Annotated in this window: 11 protein-coding genes and 4 pseudogenes; 8 read left to right on the top strand and 7 right to left on the bottom strand. The window is 46.2% G+C overall.

Translation table 11 applies throughout. The annotated features are described in order from the left end of the window. The gene (locus tag ABXJ76_RS09245; protein WP_432746272.1) at positions 1-3,105 is read left to right on the top strand and encodes an efflux RND transporter permease subunit; all 3,105 of its coding nucleotides are present in this window, start codon (positions 1-3) and stop codon (positions 3,103-3,105) included. A gap of 759 nt (positions 3,106-3,864) precedes the next feature. On the opposite strand, the gene ABXJ76_RS09240 is transcribed toward ABXJ76_RS09245, so the two are convergent. The 6 genes and pseudogenes from ABXJ76_RS09240 to ABXJ76_RS09215 all read right to left on the bottom strand — a co-directional run. Continuing rightward, on the bottom strand, positions 3,865-4,128 hold the full coding sequence (locus ABXJ76_RS09240) for a DUF2024 family protein (RefSeq protein ID WP_432746270.1): 264 nt from the start codon (positions 4,126-4,128) through the stop codon (positions 3,865-3,867). A 246-nt stretch (positions 4,129-4,374) separates the two neighbouring features. Next, positions 4,375-5,265: a dihydrodipicolinate synthase family protein gene (locus ABXJ76_RS09235; RefSeq protein WP_432746268.1), complete on the bottom strand. Its 891-nt coding sequence runs from the start codon at positions 5,263-5,265 to the stop codon at positions 4,375-4,377. A gap of 75 nt (positions 5,266-5,340) precedes the next feature. Beyond that, positions 5,341-6,123, bottom strand: coding sequence for an aldolase (locus tag ABXJ76_RS09230; RefSeq protein WP_432746266.1), 783 nt, complete (start codon positions 6,121-6,123; stop codon positions 5,341-5,343). A 137-nt stretch (positions 6,124-6,260) separates the two neighbouring features. Beyond that, on the bottom strand, positions 6,261-7,733 hold the full coding sequence (locus ABXJ76_RS09225; protein WP_432746264.1) for a PLP-dependent aminotransferase family protein: 1,473 nt from the start codon (positions 7,731-7,733) through the stop codon (positions 6,261-6,263). A 1,383-nt stretch (positions 7,734-9,116) separates the two neighbouring features. Continuing rightward, complete coding sequence (gene ltrA, locus ABXJ76_RS09220; protein ID WP_432746262.1) at positions 9,117-10,460, bottom strand: group II intron reverse transcriptase/maturase; 1,344 nt, start codon at positions 10,458-10,460, stop codon at positions 9,117-9,119. 518 nt (positions 10,461-10,978) lie between these two features. After that, positions 10,979-11,161: pseudogene (locus ABXJ76_RS09215) on the bottom strand (transposase); the annotation flags it as partial. 83 nt (positions 11,162-11,244) lie between these two features. Here ABXJ76_RS09215 and ABXJ76_RS09210 point away from each other — a divergent pair. Continuing rightward, positions 11,245-11,680 (top strand): annotated as a pseudogene (locus tag ABXJ76_RS09210) (IS982 family transposase); the annotation flags it as partial. Between the two features lie 117 nt (positions 11,681-11,797). Here the strand turns inward: ABXJ76_RS09210 and tnpA (ABXJ76_RS09205) are convergent. Next, positions 11,798-11,986 (bottom strand): annotated as a pseudogene (gene tnpA / locus ABXJ76_RS09205) (IS200/IS605 family transposase); the annotation flags it as partial. Positions 11,987-12,640: 654 nt separating this feature from the next. Here tnpA (ABXJ76_RS09205) and ABXJ76_RS09200 point away from each other — a divergent pair. From ABXJ76_RS09200 to ABXJ76_RS09175, 6 genes and pseudogenes are all read left to right on the top strand, one after another. After that, positions 12,641-13,534 carry a hypothetical protein gene (locus tag ABXJ76_RS09200; protein ID WP_432746260.1) on the top strand — a complete coding sequence of 298 codons (894 nt, stop codon included), beginning with the start codon at positions 12,641-12,643 and terminating at the stop codon, positions 13,532-13,534. Positions 13,535-13,747: 213 nt separating this feature from the next. Then, positions 13,748-14,176, top strand: a complete 429-nt coding sequence (gene tnpA / locus ABXJ76_RS09195) for an IS200/IS605 family transposase (protein WP_432746258.1) — start codon at positions 13,748-13,750, stop codon at positions 14,174-14,176. A 95-nt stretch (positions 14,177-14,271) separates the two neighbouring features. Further along, positions 14,272-14,425: pseudogene (locus ABXJ76_RS09190) on the top strand (DUF4277 domain-containing protein); the annotation flags it as partial. A gap of 188 nt (positions 14,426-14,613) precedes the next feature. Then, complete coding sequence (locus ABXJ76_RS09185) at positions 14,614-15,669, top strand: IS701 family transposase (RefSeq protein ID WP_432746257.1); 1,056 nt, start codon at positions 14,614-14,616, stop codon at positions 15,667-15,669. Positions 15,670-15,782: 113 nt separating this feature from the next. After that, positions 15,783-16,763 (top strand): YgfZ/GcvT domain-containing protein, encoded by a 981-nt coding sequence (locus ABXJ76_RS09180; protein ID WP_432746255.1) that lies wholly within the window; start codon positions 15,783-15,785, stop codon positions 16,761-16,763. Positions 16,764-16,821: 58 nt separating this feature from the next. Beyond that, entirely contained in the window at positions 16,822-17,793 is a 972-nt protein-coding gene (locus ABXJ76_RS09175; protein ID WP_432746254.1) for a COX15/CtaA family protein, read from the top strand. The last annotated feature ends 148 nt before the right edge of the window (positions 17,794-17,941 follow it).

Below are 17,941 nucleotides of genomic sequence, written 5' to 3'. Positions count from 1 at the left end.
GTGAATGGAGAATCTACTGGATTATTGGCGGGCATCGTCCGCTTTTCATTGCGCTTTCGGGGTGTCGTCATCGCTTTGGCGTGCGTGCTGTTGGGATATGGACTCTATGCTCTGGAACAGGCAAATTACGACGTATTCCCCGAGTTTGCACCGCCGCAGGTCGTCATCCAGACCGAAGCGCAGGGTTTAAGTGCCGAACAAGTGGAAGTGCTGGTGACGCAACCGATCGAGAACACCATCAACGGCGTCGCCGGCATCGAACGTCTCAGCTCCAATTCGATTCAGGGTTTGTCCGCCATTACCGTCATTTTTAAGTCGAACAGCGATATTTTTCGCAACCGCCAGGTTGTAGCCGAACGGCTGGCAACCCTGGCCGGACAATTGCCACTGGGTGTTTCGACACCGGTCATTTCGCCACTGACTTCAGCGATGAGCGTCGTGCTGGACATAGGACTGACTTCGGAGCAACGCTCGCTGATGGAGCTTAGGACGCTGGCCGACTGGATCCTTAAGCCAAGATTGCTAGCGACTCCCGGTGTTGCCAAGGTTGCCGTTTTCGGCGGCGAAGTGAAAGAACTGCAAGTGCAGGTACAACCCGATCGCCTGATTCAATATGGCCTTTCCATTGAGGACGTGCGCGCCGCAACAAGCCGCGCCACCGGCATTCGCGGTGCGGGGTTCATCGACAGCACCAACCAGCGCTTGGTGCTCCAAAGCGAGGGGCAGTTTATTACCGCCGAGCAACTGGCCAAGACGGTGATCGTGCATGGCAACGGCGCTAACGTCACGCTGGGCGACATCGCTCGCGTCCGTGAAGCGCCAGAACCGATGATCGGCGCAGCGTCTATCATCGGCCAGACCGGGGTCCAGTTGGTCGTCTCCGAGCAATACGGAGCGAATACCCTGAAAGTGACCGAGCGCATCGAGCAAGCTTTGCAGGAGATCGAACCCAGCCTGAAGCAACAGGGCGTGACGATGCGCATCCTCTTCCGTCCCGCGAACTTCATTCAGCTCGCCACCCGCAACGTTCAATCCTCGCTACTCATCGGCGCCGCGTTGGTCGTGGTTGTCTTGAGCCTGTTCCTGTTTAACCTGCGCACGGCGGCGATTTCCTGCACGGCGATTCCCTTGTCGTTGCTGTCGGCGGTGATTGTGCTGGAATGGCTGGGATTCAGCCTCAATACCATGACCTTGGGCGGCTTGGCCATCGCGATAGGGGAGGTCGTGGATGATGCCGTGATCGATGTGGAGAATATTCTGCGGCGGCTTCGGGAAAACCGCACAGCTCCAAATCCCCAGTCGCCGTTTCACGTCGTGTTGGCAGCCTCCATCGAAGTCCGTAGCGCTGTGGTCTATGCCACCTTCGCGGTCGTGCTGGTATTTACGCCGATCCTCATGATGTCCGATCTGGCGGGCCGATTGTTCGCCCCGTTGGGCATCGCTTACATCTTGTCCGTGCTGGCCTCGCTGGCGGTCGCACTGACCTTGACCCCTGCCTTGTGTTTGCTGTTCCTGGGAGAAAAGGACCTGGACGAGCGGGAGCCGCCTCTGATGAATTGGCTCAAGCGCCGATACGTTGGGATTCTGACGAAAGTCGACCGCTACCCAAAGGTCATCATCGGCAGCGTGGCCCTGCTGATGCTGACCGCCCTGGGTTCGTTGCCGTTCTTGGGTGCCGGATTCCTTCCTGATATGAAGGAAGGTCATTTTATTGTTCACGTATCGGCCGCGCCAGGAACTTCACTGGAGGAGTCGCTGCGTTTCGGTCGGCAGATCAGCCAGGCATTGCAGAAACTCCCCGTAGTGATCTCGGTCGCTCAACGCGTTGGTCGCGCGGAAAAGGCCGACGATACCTGGGGCACGCAGTACAGCGAAATGGACGTCGACCTGAAGCCACTGTCCGGTGAAGCATCCGAGCAGGCGCTCGTGGATATTCGTCGCGTGTTGGCGGAGTTCCCCGGCGTCAATTCCTCGGTGAAAACGTTTTTGGCCGAGCGTGTCGAGGAAACCCTGTCAGGCTATACTGCCTCGGTAGTGGTTAATGTGGTCGGCAATAATCTGGATAGTCTGGATACTCAGGCCCGGCAGATCGCTCAGGTTCTGAACCAGGTTAAGGGTGCAACCGATGTGCAGGTACAATCCCCGCCGGGTACGCCGCGGTTGGTCGTTCGCCTGCGCCAGGATAGCCTGTTGCGGTGGGGATTCGATTCGGTACAGGTGTTGGAAGCAATCCGCACAGCCTATCAGGGTGACGTGGTCAGTCAAATCTACGAAGGCAACCGGATTTTCAATGTCGCGGTAATACTCGATCCGCAACTGCGAAAAAACATCGCGGACATCGGTCACCTGCCGCTGCGAAGTCCGAATGGCGTTTATGTCTTGCTCAAAGAGCTGGCAGACATTTACGAAGACTCGGGGCGTTATGTGGTAATGCACCGGGGAGCTCGAAGAGTTCAAGCCGTTACCTGCAACGTTTCGGGGCGCGATATCGCCTCGTTCGTGAAAGAAGCCAAGCAAAGGATTGCCGCTGGTGTCGCCTTGCCTACCGGCAGTTATCTGGAATTCGGCGGCGCGGCAGAGGCCCAGGCCAAATCAACGCGTGATTTGATGATTCATTCGGCGATAGCCGGTGTCGGGATCGTACTACTGTTGTCCATCGTCATGGGTAACTGTCGGAACTTGCTTTTGGTCATGATCAATTTGCCCTTTGCCTTGGTAGGCGGAGTCTTGGCTGTATTCCTGTCGGGCAGTGAACTGACTATTGGTTCGCTGGTGGGGTTCGTCACGCTGTTCGGTATTACCCTGCGTAACTCGGTGATGCTGTTGTCGCATTACGAGCATCTGGTTTCCGTCGAGGGTCTGACCTGGAACAGAGAGACTGCCCTGCGCGGCGCTCAGGAACGCCTCACACCCATCCTCATGACCGCCTTGGTAACAGTTCTTGGACTCTTACCGCTTGCTATCGGTAGCGGAGAACCGGGCCGGGAAATTGAAGGGCCGATGGCCATCGTCATTCTGGGGGGGCTTGCAACCTCAACATTGCTCAATCTGCTGGTATTGCCCGGTTTGGCTTTGCGCCATGGGCAATTCAGGGCTGACAGTTAGGCTTTTAACATCTCCTTTAGATCGGTTATAGCAGGTCAGCTGTCCATTAATTTTGCTCATTCTCAGTGGCCGCTTGAGTGATTTCAAGTGATGGATTTGCATCGTAATCGGTGGCGGTTATCACTGAAATATAGAATTCTGTTCAGATAACGGGGGCAAAGATTATTTATGTGACACGCTCAGCCTTGTTTTATTTCATCAGTTCGCGTGAATTGCACTGACGTTTGTCGTTATCATAGCTGAATGCATAGATAAATCCCGTGGAACTTTAGAGCCTTTTGTTGATTAGCACCCAGGATTTTCCGGTCAATCCATGCGTGCGAATAAGAGTAAACGGATAACTGCTCTATCAAAGCAGAAAAACACGCGCTATACGACTTACCTGATTTCGATGGTTTTCAGCGTGCCGAGTTCTTCGCAATGACTGGGAAAGAACATGCCGTTGTTTTTCAACGTAATGACCTTCGCGCACAGCTCTATTGCTTGCTACAGATTGTAAAGCGACGGGGTCGATCAGGTGTGATTTATCTGAATGTCCATTATTGAAAACGGCGCAAAATGAATGCGGATGATAAAAGCCCATGCACTGTATCATAATAAAATAAAGGTAATCAGGTAAAGAACTTATTCACGTTAATCAGGGTTTTGTAAACACCCCATGGCGATAGAATAATAGCCACTGTCCATGCTATCAAGACTAATGAGTTGGTCGGTTTACCAATATCAGTGCCTGGTGTAACTTTAGTCAATATGCCGCCATCATTTCGGACACCCTTCTAATTTATAAATCGCATACCCTTGACTGTCGATTTGCTTTAATAACTCTGATGGAGTTTCTGCGCTGTGGCAAAATACGCAATTTTCTTGTGTCACTACAGCGTCATATGCACCAATACTTTCTAGCCACGTCTTAGCGTAACCCAATGCTTTGGCGGCATTTTTTTCATCCAGCACGACATCAAAGTGTATAATTCTACCTTGAGCTGTTTTTGCATAAGTGTCAAATACATGTGAAATAGACATAGATATTTCCTATTTAAATGGGTTGTCATTGGAACAGTGAGCTCCATCTATTTTGTTTTAATTAATTTTTTAAAGCATATGTGGATAGCTGCGGTAACTATCAGGGCTTAATAACTACGCATTACACCACGCTATGTTCCTGACCAGATTTTTTCGCTATCACGTTGGGTAAGCGGTTCTTTGGTTAATCCACAGCTAGCGTATCCGCAAAAAATTCGCCAAGGACAAATGTCCTTGGCGAAAGTTTTAGCCATTTAATTGTTTAATCAATGCAGCCAATTCATTTTGACCGGCAGAATCCAGTGGTAGCAAAGGCTTGCGCGGAACGCCGGCGTCAAATCCGCGCAATTGCAGGCCGGCTTTGATCGTCGTAGGTAATCCACCCTTAAGAATAAATTGCAGCAAGGGGAGCTGTTTGTAGAATACTTCGCGCGCCTGCTTTAAGTCACCAGCCAGGCTCGCCTCATACAGCCTTAGCGGCCAGGCAGGAATCAGGTTGGGTGCAGCCGTGCACCAGCCGACAGCGCCTGCGGCAAAAGCTTCCAGTGCCAAGGGATTACTGCCGTTATAGAATGGGATTTCTGCATTGGAAAGCTGGGAAATTCGATGCATGCGTTGAATGTCGCCAGAGCTTTCCTTAACCATGGTCACGTTATCAATCTCCTTGATGATGCGCACGATTAACTCGGGCGACAAATCCAGACCGCTGGTAGCAGGGTTGTTATATAGCATCACTGGAATGCCGATGGCCTCGCTGATAGCAGCGTAATGCTGAAAAATTTCCCGTTCTGTCAGCTTCCAATAAGAAATAGGTAAAACCATTACCGCGTCCGCACCCACTTTTTCGGCAAACTTTGCCCGGCGCACTGCGTTTTGAGTCGTCAGATCGGATATCCCAACCACTGTCGGTACGCGCTTTGCGACTTGTTTTACCGAAGCTTCCGCCACGGCATTCCATTCCTCATCGTTCAGGTATGCACTCTCGCCAGTGCTGCCTAGTGGAGCGATTGCATGAGAGCCGTCCTGGATAAGACGATCAATTAATTGCCCTAGCGTTTTAATATCAACCCCACCATCTCCTGCAAGAAAAGGGGTGATTGGATAAGAGATGATACCTTTGAACAGATTTTTTGACATGATGTTAAGTCCTTGTGGTGAGTGAAAAAATGACCTGCATTAAATATATGTTGGCTAAATTGCTTATCGAAACATTCAACTTAGGCAATCGGGATGGGCCCGCAATGCGCGGCGTGCATAATACGCAAATGCGATCTGGTTACGTTTTTCGGTGGAGATCCAGTCATGTGCCTCACTGCCCAATTTTTGCGGGATGGGTTTAATATCGCCGGAAGCCAAAGCAAGCAGCTGCATTTTCGCGGCGCGCTCGAAAAGTATGGCGAGCACGCAAGCCTCTTCAACGGTCGTGCCCACGACTAATTGACCATGATGGGACAATAACAAAGCACGTTTGTCGCCAAGGGCGGCCGAGATGATCTCGCCTTCCTCATTACCCACCGGTATGCCCGGCCAGTCTTTCAGAAAGGCGCAATCATCAAACAAGGGGCACATATCCATATGCGACACCACTAACGGTGTTTCCAGCATAGACAGCGTAGCAATATGCAGCGGATGGGTGTGTATGATGCAATTAACCTCAGGGCGCGCACGATAGACCCAGCTATGAAAACGATTGGCTGGATTGGCCATGCCCGAGCTACCCATCACATTCAAATCCTCATCCACCAGCACCAGGTTAGACGGCGTAATTTCATCGAAACCCAGACCGAATTGTTGCGTGTAATAGGTGCCAGGATTCTCGGCTCTGGCGGTAATTTGTCCTGCCAAGCCGGAATCATGTCCCGCATCGAACAGAATGCGACAAGTGAGCGCCAGTTTTTCTCGAATACTCCATGAGTTATCCGCCAGTACCTGTTGCATCTGCTGATGCGCCTTGGCGATAAGCTCGGTTTTTTCAATGTGAAATGTATCAGCCATAATCTTGAAATTTTCCTCTTCGTATTTTAAAAATTCCTGCGGAGGTATCCCCAGTGATAATGCTAAGATTAATACTAAAGGTATACTGGTCTAGTCGTAACCTCCAGAATTATAAATATAGCTGGTCCAGATGATGGTTATGGCGCACTCAGAGTGCGTTTGAGACGTTGAATACCTTCTGCCAATTCAAGCTTATTCAGGCTGGCAAAGCCTAGTCTGATGGCTTGCGTAGCTTCATTAGCGTCAGTAAAAAGTGAGCCCGGCAGAATGCGCACCTTTTGTGCCAAGGCGCGTTCGGCTAGGTTGTCGATAGTGATGGGCTGTTTGAGCCGCAGCCAAAACGCTAAACCACCGGACGGTAATTCAAAATCAACCAGTGAATTCAGCTCGTGATGAATCAGCTGTTCCAGCGTAGCTCGCCGTTCGCTATAAATTTTGAAGGTTCTGCGGATATGGCGCTTGATTTCCCCGGTATCCATCAACTCGGCAATCGCCAGCTCGGTGACCGAATTACCTTGGCGATCTATCAGCATGATTTCAGCGGCACAGCGATCTATAAAAGCGGTCGACGCAACCAGATAGCCAATACGCAAACCGGGTGCCAGAACTTTGGATAATGAACCGACATAAATGACTCTTTCTGCATGATCCGTACTCGCCAGTGGAAATACCGGATGGTGTAAAAAATGAAACTCGTGGTCATAATCATCTTCAACGATGGCAAAGTCATATTGCTCTGCCAGCATCAACAGCTTGAGTCTGCGCTCTGCCGTCATCATCACGGTCGTAGGGAATTGATGATGCGGCGTGACATAGACGGCACGTATCGCTTGATGTTTGCATAACTGCTCCAGCTCCTCCACGTTAATGCCGCATTCATCCTGTCGCACACTCAACACTTTGGCACCGCAAGATTTGAACGCCTCGCGTGCTGGCGGGTAAGTCAGATGCTCGACGACAATGCAATCATTGGTCCGCGTCAGTATACGCGCCGCCAGAAAAATGCCCATCTGACTACCACGCACCATGCAAATATGGTCAACTCCCACATGCAAACCTCGCTCCATATTGAGCATGGCGGCAATGGATTTACGTAGCGCCAGTGTACCTTTGGGGTCATCATAGCCCAAACGATTAGCTCTTGCGGATACCACCAGCGCATGACGAAAGGCTCTGGATAGTACTTCAAACGGAATCAACCGGGTATCAGGAATACCGTCATTGAAATCAATGACATTTTCAAATGAAGAGGGCTCTTCAATGCCAGCGGGGGGTGTATAAGCCACGGTTTCAGTGCGTGAGGTTTCCGCAACATGGCTTGATGGATAATTGGCCTGTAACAACAAACTGGGTAAATTAGCCGAAACAAAGGTGCCCCGGCGACTTTCAGTAGACAACCAGCCTTGCGCCACCAGTTCATCGTAGGCTTGCACGATAGTCTTTCTATTGACCTTCAAACTATCGGCCAGTTTTCGGCTTCCCGGCATCATGGTGGAAGGCGGTAATCGGCCCAGTTGAATTTCTGCAATGATTTTTTGCGTTATTTGCAGATAAACGGCAAGACTTGAGGTCTTGCTGAAATCTATTTTCAGGCTCCACGAACGCAGCATGTTGATTCAATCCGTAAATAGGTGACAATAATTCGAGAAGCAGAGACTTGTGTTGAGGTCTGTCAGACCGGACGTCAATCTACTCTCAATTTTCAATAGATTGGAGTAGATTTGTAAAACCAAACACCAAAGCACACCAGCCAAAGCAACCATGTGCACAGATAGAGATGGCTACGCAGGGTAAATTCCAGCCCGGGAAGTTCCGAAATAATGCGCGGTATTGCAAGCGACTGAAAAACCAGAAAGGCGACCCAGGTCTGGCGGTCGGCTGCCAATGTTTTGCCATGGATGGGGATTTTAACGCTAGTGTATTGGAAAATGTACCCTTTTCTCCCAACAAACTGAAATATAGGCGAGGGAAGTGTGCGCTGTTGTGGCAAAAGTGACATTTATTCGTAAGTTCGTCTGTCGAAATGACAACCGAAAAGTCGATATGCAGTTAAAGGCAAAAAGAGGCCTGTGCCGGTCCCATTAAGCCATTGGAAGACTTAAGAATTAAATTTTCGATAGACAATATGAATATGAGTTCAGTGCAATCATATTCCCAAAAAAAAACTTAAATGCTTTCCCAAGAAAAATTCATTCGCTATACTTGTTTCGAATCGCTATTATATGGCGAATAAATATAGTTAATTTTTCTTGGGGAGAACTATCATGCGGAACACAACGCGTTCTATCCGGCGACAACTATCCTTATAACTAAACTTTAACCCTCAGTTTCAGGCGAGTCATTTAAAAGTTTTCCTCCATAATGCCCTCAATTTATGTAGGAGGGCATCTTTTTCCAGATAAACACACGTTGAAAATTTGCCAGTAAAAATCCATCAATGTCACTAATTAAGTATTTATATCTTATTTTTTGACTCTGAAAGTGGCAAACATTGTCATGTTCGGCTGATTTAAATGACCGGTTTTAGGCAGGAACCAGTCGCACAAAGAACTAAATTTGATGCCAGATGAATGACCGCACTTGGCCGGAAATTGCCCGTCAACCCGTAACTATAACAGCTTGCGTTTGAAACCGGTCGGGCTTGCACACCCAATCTTAAGGGTGTGCAAGTCATGCAATTGGGTGGTCAAGTGAATGCAATTACGCATTTTTATATCGGTGGATGAACGAAATAGCCATCTAAGATATGTTTGACAGGACATTCTCCTGCTAACCTCATGGGTCATGAATTCTATAACATAGTGAATAGCTATATTATTCAATAACTTATTAAAAATATATCAGTGGAATTTAAAATCGATATTCCGGTTACAAGTCACTGATACCAAGGGTTCCAGGAGGGTCTTGGGACAAACCGTTCTTTTGGAGAGTAGCGGCAGCGATCTCATTTTCATGATTCGCGCTACCGCCCTCGCAGAACCGGACTTGGAGCGTTACACCATCCGGCTCCCAGCTTGAGTCATCCACCGTGGTGACGGGTAAAGGTTGTGAACAATACATGTTCGAGGAAGATAGTGATTCATAGCCTCGCCAACCTGCTGCCAAGTAAAACTTCGGCGTTGGCTTCGACGATTCAGCCACTTAAACAGGAGCCGTTGTACTTGATACCGATATTGACGCAAGCTCCTGCTGTTTCCACTGACCCCAAAATACTGGATGTGGCCTTGAAGATGACGATAGGCATATTCCTCCATCATAGCCTTACCACCCTGAACCCTCAAACTAGCCAGACGAACATTCAGTTCTATAAGTTTCTTCTGAATGCGCTCACGCTGTGTCTTATGACTCACCACAAAGTTGCCTTTGCGGCTACGTCCCACATAGTGCGTGAAGCCTAGGAAATTGAAGGTTTGTGGGCGACGATGACCATCCTGTTTGCAACGCGCTTGCGCCAAGTTTCCAAACCGATAAATAGCCGTTTTACTTGGTTCTGCCTCAAGGTCAAATTGCGCCAATCGAATCTTTAATTCTTGCAAGAATCGTTTGGCATCATCTTCCCATTGAAAGCAGGCGACAAAATCATCCGCATACCTCACCAACCGTGCAGTACCATGACATGTCTTCGCATAGCGTTTTTCAAACCACATATCCAATACATAGTGCAGGTAAATATTGGCAAGCACGGGCGAAACCAATCCGCCTTGCGGAGTGCCTTGCTCACTTGCCTTAAATACGCCATCTTCCAGCACCCCCGCCTTGAGGAATCGATCGATCATCCGTAGCAGTCTCGGATCCGAAATTCGATGTGCTAAGAAACGCCTTAAATGATCATGACTGACGTTGTCAAAGAATCCTTTGATGTCTGCCTCTACGATCCACTGTGTGCGCTCTATCGTAATGATTTCCGCTAAACGTTTCAGCGCTTGATGCGCATTTCGCCCTGGACGGAATCCATACGAACACTCTCGAAACTCCGGCTCCCAGATCGCCTGCAAAATCAGACTCGTCCGATCTTGTACGATTCTATCTTCAAAGCTGGGAATTCCCAATGCGCGGCGGCCACCATTCGACTTTGGTATAAACACTCGCCTCACTGGCTTAGGTCGATACCCTAAACGGCGTACTCTGGCTGATAAATCATTCAGCCTTTCCGGCAATCCATCGCCCCCATAGTCTGCCTTGCGCATCCCATCAACCCCGGACGCCTTGTTCGCTGCTTGGCGCTCGAAGCTCTCATTTAATCCATCGGGATCAAACAGCATCCCTAACAGCGAATTGTATTTTCGCTGTGGATTATCACGAGCCCACTGTGTGAAATGAATAATTTGTGTTGTCATGAACATAGTCCGCTCGGTGTCGGGTCATGTCTCCATTACCCATTATCTCAAACCGATGCCCCTTGGCTCCATCCGAATTACCAGACTTCATTGCTACTATAGGCATCTCCGACTTCCAATAGCCTCCGCCTCTATTCTCGCTGTTTAGACTTGGCAAGAGGTGCGCTTGTGCGCCGACCATTGGATATCCCTGGTTACTGCATAAACTCAATGTAAAGCTCGATACGGACTGAGATCCCGGGATGTTTGCCATAGCTCGCCTATACGCTATGGCAACTGTTGCCTGCTAGCTTAACCAAACTATCGGCCTTATCCAATGCGGTTATTTCGGGACTTTATCCTTCAGGGTCAGCTTCACCTGTTACCTTTGCGCCTCGCTTCCTTTCGTGCCTACGCATCAAGCACATCGTTACCGATATGCCTGCAAGGCTCGATACCAGGCTCGTGGCTAGCGATTACCTGGGCGGGATTCACACCCGCTAGTTTATGCAGCCTTGCCAGGCCGCAACGGTTAATTAACCCCAATAGCGTTTTTTCAAATCAGGAAAACTCTCGAACAGCTTCATCGAACACCTGCCTTTGATTCGCCTCATAATTTCGCTCGGTGCCAAATTGGGTGGCGCAGAAACCAAAATATGGATAGGATCCTGACTGATAACGCCTTTCAGAATTTCTATTTCAAAGGCTTCACAGGTTTGCCTATTTTCAGTTCAGAGCAATATCATGCGTCAAAAAATCATAGATAAATCTGACCGCCTAAAAGGCGGTGGTTTTAACCTTACTACGGACTAATAAAGTTGCCGATGTGTTTGCGCCCTTATTGGCTATTATTCAACAAGAGCAAGAGAGCGAAAACAACCCTCAGGCCTGGTTAGTGGCCTCTTTTCCGGTGGCGCTCGCCAAGCAAGGTCATCGATTTAAAGCGAAAGTGGCGCCGGAACTGGCTGATCACGGCTATTGCTCGACCAAGAAACTTTACTATTATGGCGTTCGTGTCCATGTGGTCGGCTGCGTCCAAGCAGGCACTTTGCCCAACCCTGAGTATATCGGTGATCACCGGCGCCAGTGATCACGATGGCAAGGTGTTCGACCTCATTCGTCCCGAGTTGGCGAATAACGTACTATATGGCGATAAAGCCTATTTACGCTCGGATGCGGAGAAAGTTCGGCAAACCCAGAAGCTCACGGTGCTCACCCCCGTTAAAAAGCATAAGGGACAGCTCGCAAGACCAACAGTTACCGCGATTTGTACAGTTACTGACAATAGCGATCAAGTGATTTTGTTGTTTATGAGCCCTTTAAAATTATATTATTTGATAATAGAATCTTTATAAATTATAAACATAATCTAACATCAAATGACCTTCCTCAATCCTGCATTCCTTTTGCGATGCCAAATCTTTCAGCATCGCCCCTAAATATTGCCGCAATTTCTTATACAGGCTTTTCTTCCTATATTTTGGAATCCAGACTATGTGATACTTACATTCCCATTTCGTATGTTTTAAACTCTCTGACGAATTCATCATTTGTTTCCTTATCTTTTAAACTTTAGGCAGTTCACAGATAAGGAGACTCTCGATGATTCCCGTAATTGTCAAACTTTGTGAGTCCGCCAGCAGAGCTAGGGGTTTACTTATGATTAATTATTAATTTTTAGTTATGATGACTGTTAATATGGGGTTTAAGGAGCAACGAAACGTAAAACCCGGTTAAGCATCTCAAATAGCAATGAGATAGCTCTCCGCTCTGGTCGTGGAATATACTAGATGCGTAGCACCTTTTCCGCTAAAGCTGTTACAAAAACGTTCCTTTGCGCAACGGTTACAATGTAGCCATAAAATTCAGGTTAGGATGTTGCAAAAACGTATTGCGATAGCATCACCAATAGCAACAGGTTTTTGCAACAATAGCAGGTATAGATGTGAGTTCGTGAAGCAGTCATAACTTGATAAACACCAACTTAACCAGATTTTACGTTCCGTTGCCCCCTAGACCCCAATACCAAAAAAGAAATTTTTAAATTTAAACATGGCAAGAGTTGTTATTTTGGTTATTTTATAAGCATCCGTATTAACAAACAATAGTCTACATGCTCTCCAATGATTCGACGTAATTTAAATAAGATGCTATTATGTGATAATAGAAATTTATTTTTTATAATTAATAAAAACTTGCTTATGTCGAAAGAAACAGAATTAACCATTGAATTAATTACCTTGTTAAATGCATTCAAAAACGTACATGTCCAATTAGTCAATCAATTAGATCAAGATTATCTTTACCCTATTTGGATACAATCCATAGATAACTCGTTGGCAGCAAAAGAGATGCTAAAAAAATTGATATTAAACTGGAGTTACGAAGAAAATGACCAAGAACCAGGCAAGACTTTGCAATACAATGGTCTGGCACCTTGTTCGCTGAAAACTTTTTTAGCTATCGAAGCCGTTAATAACAGCCGACTTGAACTACATCAACAACTGATTAAGATGAATCGATTTATCCCTGCTAATAATCAAGACGAAAAATCTGAAGATACCGATACAAGTGCCAGTCCTTTAGCAAAAAAAGCCATGTATCGCTTGGGATATCCACGATTCAATATAAGACAAGCCTGTCGTCAGTTTGTCGCATTACCTTATCCCGTATTATCGGCTGGTTTTTTTTGGAACCGATACCGTAAAACAATTAAACTCACTCGCCAACAAATCAAAGTGCAATTGGATCGTATAGCACAATACAGTTCATCAAATGAAAGTATCATTCAAGAAGAGTATCGACGTTTTGATGCAATTGATGATTCTGTTTTAGTACGTGTCTACCCAGAAAGTATTCATCAACGTGTCAATTTATACATTCAAAAAGAACACCAAGAACAGCGTATACAGCGTTATGCCCATACACCTATTTTTTACGTAACAACAGCCGATAAACCATTACCCGATAAAACACTTTTACCTGAGCAACCGGCTACAAAAGAATCGCGTTTATTGAGACGCAATATCACTATTGAACGTCAGCCATATCTATGTTCACTGAACTTATATCGATTATTACCGAAATATCGCTAACATACTTTTAAAACCAACGTCCCAAAAAAACAGTAGGAACCAATTCCATCTTTCAAAATATCAAGCAAGTGAATACACAAGCATAGAATAACTGCTAAAGTAACAATTTTATTAGTCCATAGTAAGGTTAAAACCACCGCCTTTTAGGCGGTCAGATTTATCTATGATTTTTTGACGTATGATATTGCTCTGAACTGAAAAGTAGGGGGCCTTATGGATTACCGTTATGGAAGTCATACTGTTTTTAAAATTCAATATCATTTTGTATTTGTCACAAAGTATCGTTATAAGATGTTGAAAGGTGACGTTGGTTTGAAAGTTCGTGAACTGATTAGGCAAACCTGTGAAGCCTTTGAAATAGAAATTCTGAAAGGCGTTATCAGTCAGGATCCTATCCATATTTTGGTTTCTGCGCCACCCAATTTGGCACCGAGCGAAATTATGAGGCGAATCAAAGGCAGGTGTTCGATGAAGCTGTTCGAGAGTTTTCCTGATTTGAAAAAACGCTATTGGGGTCGTCACTTCTGGGCACGGGGTTACTTTTGCGTGACTTCTGGTGAGTTGACAGATGAAATGATAAAAAATTATCTGGAACATCATTTTGAACCCAAAGGAGATGATAATTTTAGGACAGAGTCATGAACGGGTCTTATGACCCGTATCCGGACTTTAGTCCATTATACGAACCCACCAGCTTTAGCTGGTGGGTGTTCAGTAATAACACTTTGATTTAATGCGTCAAGGCCATAATTTTAAACGGCCTTGGCTTCGTCAATCGGACGCTATACTTGATGCCACATTTTTTTAAGGATAAACCGGTCGAATGCTTACTGGGTGAAGGTATAGAAGCGAATCATCATCAACGATGATGCCTTGGGAAAGACACTGGATACGGTCCGGAAACGTTATACAGCCAACTGGCCGTCCAATTGATCAAGCGCTTGGGCTTATGCTGCAAAGTCGAACACACATTTCCCTCCCAACTCGAAACCACCACCGCAAAGCCTACCGCTCGCTGGGTATTTCAATTTTTCACCGGTATCCACGTGCTGTTAATTAACAGCTGATATTATTTCGGGATGGAAAAAATAAAACTAGAATTATACACAGACTACCTGATCTGCAATAACGGGTTTGCGACGGCGACCGGATTGTCGGCAATGATGGAAGGGGATATAAGCCATGACCAGATGACGCGTTTTCTGGCATCGAAAGCATTTACCTCCAAAGACCTGTGGGGGCAAGTTAAAGCGACAGTACGCCAGATAGAACAGGAAGATGGTTGCCTGATATTTGACGATACCATTCAGGAGAAGGCCTGGACGGATGAGAACGAAATCATGTGCTGGCACTTTGATCACTGCAAAGGGCGTTCGGTCAAAGGAATCAATTTGCTGAACGCCCTATACTATAGTGGGGAAGTTTCAATTCCCGTCGCCTTTGAAGTGGTGCGCAAGCCTTACCAGTTCAGTGATGTGAAGACCCGCAAGGTCAAGCGGGCCAGTGAGTTCACCAAAAATGAGCTGATGCGGGAGATGATAGCGACCAGTGTGGCGAATGCCATCAAGTTCCGCACTGTGTTGACAGACAGTTGGTTTGCCAGCAAGGAAAACTTTGCGTTCATCCTGAAAAAAGACAAGCACTTCATCAGCGCCCTAAAGGATAACCGCTGGGTGGCTTTAACAGAAGACGACAAGAAAGAAGGCCGTTTTGTACGGATCAGTCAGCTGGAATTGGCGGATCAGCAGGCGGTGCGCGGTTGGATGAAAGGTTTTCCTCATGAGGTGCTTTTCGTCCGTCGGGTCTTTACAAACAAAGACGGCAGCATCGGCCTATTGAATCTGGTATGCAGTGATTTAGCGTGCAATGGCGAACAAGCCGCCACGATCTACCAAAAACGGTGGAAAGTTGAGGAGTTCCACAAGTCATTAAAATCCAATGCGGGGTTGGCAAAGTCACCAACCCGTACGGTCACTACCCAGAACAACCCTGTCTTCATGTCGATCTATGCGGTGTTCAAGCTGGAATGTCTGAAGATAAAACACAAGGCCAATCATTTTGCGCTAAGAACTAAGCTGTTTATCAAAGCGAACCAGATAGCTTATGAAGAGTTGCAAAAATTACTGGCTGCGTAACATCAGCTCTATAAATAGCATAGCCTGTCTAATATTTTGATCTATACCGTGTTTGTATAAAATAGAGATATAATAAATGCACTTCACTTCACATCCCATTATTTTATTTATTGATGAATCTTAATTGGAAAAATTTCCTGCTTGCTGAAAACGCAATATTCAATTGCGATACCGATATTGTTTTTCCATTGCCCAAACATGAAGGCAATAAGCATATTTATCCAATTGCACACCTAGGTATTTTGACGGTTGCAGGAATTGATGCAGCAAAATTTTTACAGGGACAAATCACCTGCAACATTAACGACATCACTAATATAAAAAGCAGTCTAGGTGCAATATGTAATCCAAAGGGCAGGGCAATTACAACTTTTTTGCTGATTAAAAACGCCGATGCTTTTTTAATGATTTTGCCCCATGAATTACTGGAATTGGTCAAAAAAAGATTGCAAATGTACGTGTTAAGATCAGCTGTAACCTTAACCGACAGTTCGGATGAATTGTGTCTAATCGGTTTATCTGATGGTGCAGTACATCCCGCCGAAGCTGTTGATTTTACAACAAGTCGTCAGGAAAACATCATTGTCAATCTTCAGAACCGCAACCTGATTATTGCTATGGCCAATCATGCTCAGACATTCTGGTCTGAACGGCTTAAGCAGGGTTTTCAGCCTGAAGATTCAGCACAATGGCGCTATCTCGATATAATTTCAAGAATTCCCTGGCTTACTGCGGCAACATCGGAAGAGTTTATTCCGCAAATGCTTAATCTGGATAAACTGGGAGGCATTAGTTTTAACAAGGGTTGCTATACCGGTCAGGAAATTGTTGCCCGGACTCATTATCTGGGTAAGGCAAAAAGGGAAATGTTTCTGGTCGAATATGATGGCCTAGAGGCTCCTGAACCTAATTCAACAATCATTGATAACAGTACAGGCACGGAGCAGAACATTGGTAAGGTCCTGTATGCGCAAAGCAGACATAATAGTTGCAAGATGCTAATTGTTTTGCAAGTGTCTGACACCAGTACTTATAATCTTAAACTGAAAAATTATAATCCAAATAAAATTACTTTATTAACGACATTATTTTAATGCTTATTATTTAATATCTTAGACATTTCAGATGTTGCCCCTAAAAACCTTTAAAACTATGATTAATCCACAAGCCGCCGCACATTTTCGCCGCTTAGGCACATTAACCATTTTCGCCGTTTATTTTGTCATCTTAGTCGGCGGAATCGTAAGAGCTTCCGGTTCAGGCATGGGTTGCCCCGACTGGCCGACTTGTTTCGGACAATGGGTGCCACCTACTGACGAGTCCCAATTACCCGCCAATTATCATCAAATTTATGCCGAACGTGGCTATGAAAACACTCAGTTTAACCCGGTAAAAACCTGGACCGAGTACGCCAACCGTTTGGTTGGTGTGACTATAGGATTTTTGATCTTGCTAACGGCTTGGTCATCACGCATTTATCTTAAAACCGATAAAACCATTTTCTATTTGGCGACCAGCGTGTTTTTGCTGGTCGGTTTTCAAGGGTGGTTAGGCTCGACTGTGGTAGCAAGCAATCTCAAACCCTTGATGATCACCTTACACATGCTGCTGGCTTTGTTTATAGTCGCCTTGCTTATCTATACCATTGCCCGTTCGCAACGGGAGGCCATCGCCAGAATTGATGTTCGAGCACTGCCAAATAAATTTAAAACCGTGTTAATCGCAGCAATGATTCTGACTCTATTGCAAGTAGCTATGGGAACTCAGGTTAGGGAAGCGGTAGATTTTATTGCCCATAATCATGCTTATATTGAACGCCAATATTGGCATGACGACTTTCCGCTTATCTTTTATATACACCGATCGTTCTCCTCGATTATTTTATTCACCAACCTTTGGCTGACTTGGAAAATTGTCCGGTATGTCGATAAAAAAAGCCTGTTACGAACTATCGGTTTATCGCTAGCCGCTCTGGTAGTCACGGCTATTATTGCAGGCATTAGCCTCGATAGATTGGGTATGCCCCCTGTTGCCCAGCCAATTCACCTGTTGATGGCTAATCTTATTTTCGGTGTACAGTTTTTTCTTTACAGTTGTCTAAATTACGCTTCGGCACGTCGCTAAGCAGCTCTAGCCCTTTAGTGTCTTTATTCTGGAAAAGCATAAAACCTTGTCGTTCAAATATCGCTATTTATTCGAATTTAAAACAGTAATCTGGGCAAACGAACTCATCAGATAATCGCTATATACCTATAACAGTGAATTCTTCATG

It is taken from the genome of Methylobacter arcticus, from assembly GCF_050917435.1.
GTDB classification, from domain to species: Bacteria; Pseudomonadota; Gammaproteobacteria; order Methylococcales; family Methylomonadaceae; genus Methylobacter_A; species Methylobacter_A titanis.
Note: the sequence above shows the minus strand (reverse complement) of the source record. Positions and strands in the feature narration are given on the sequence as shown.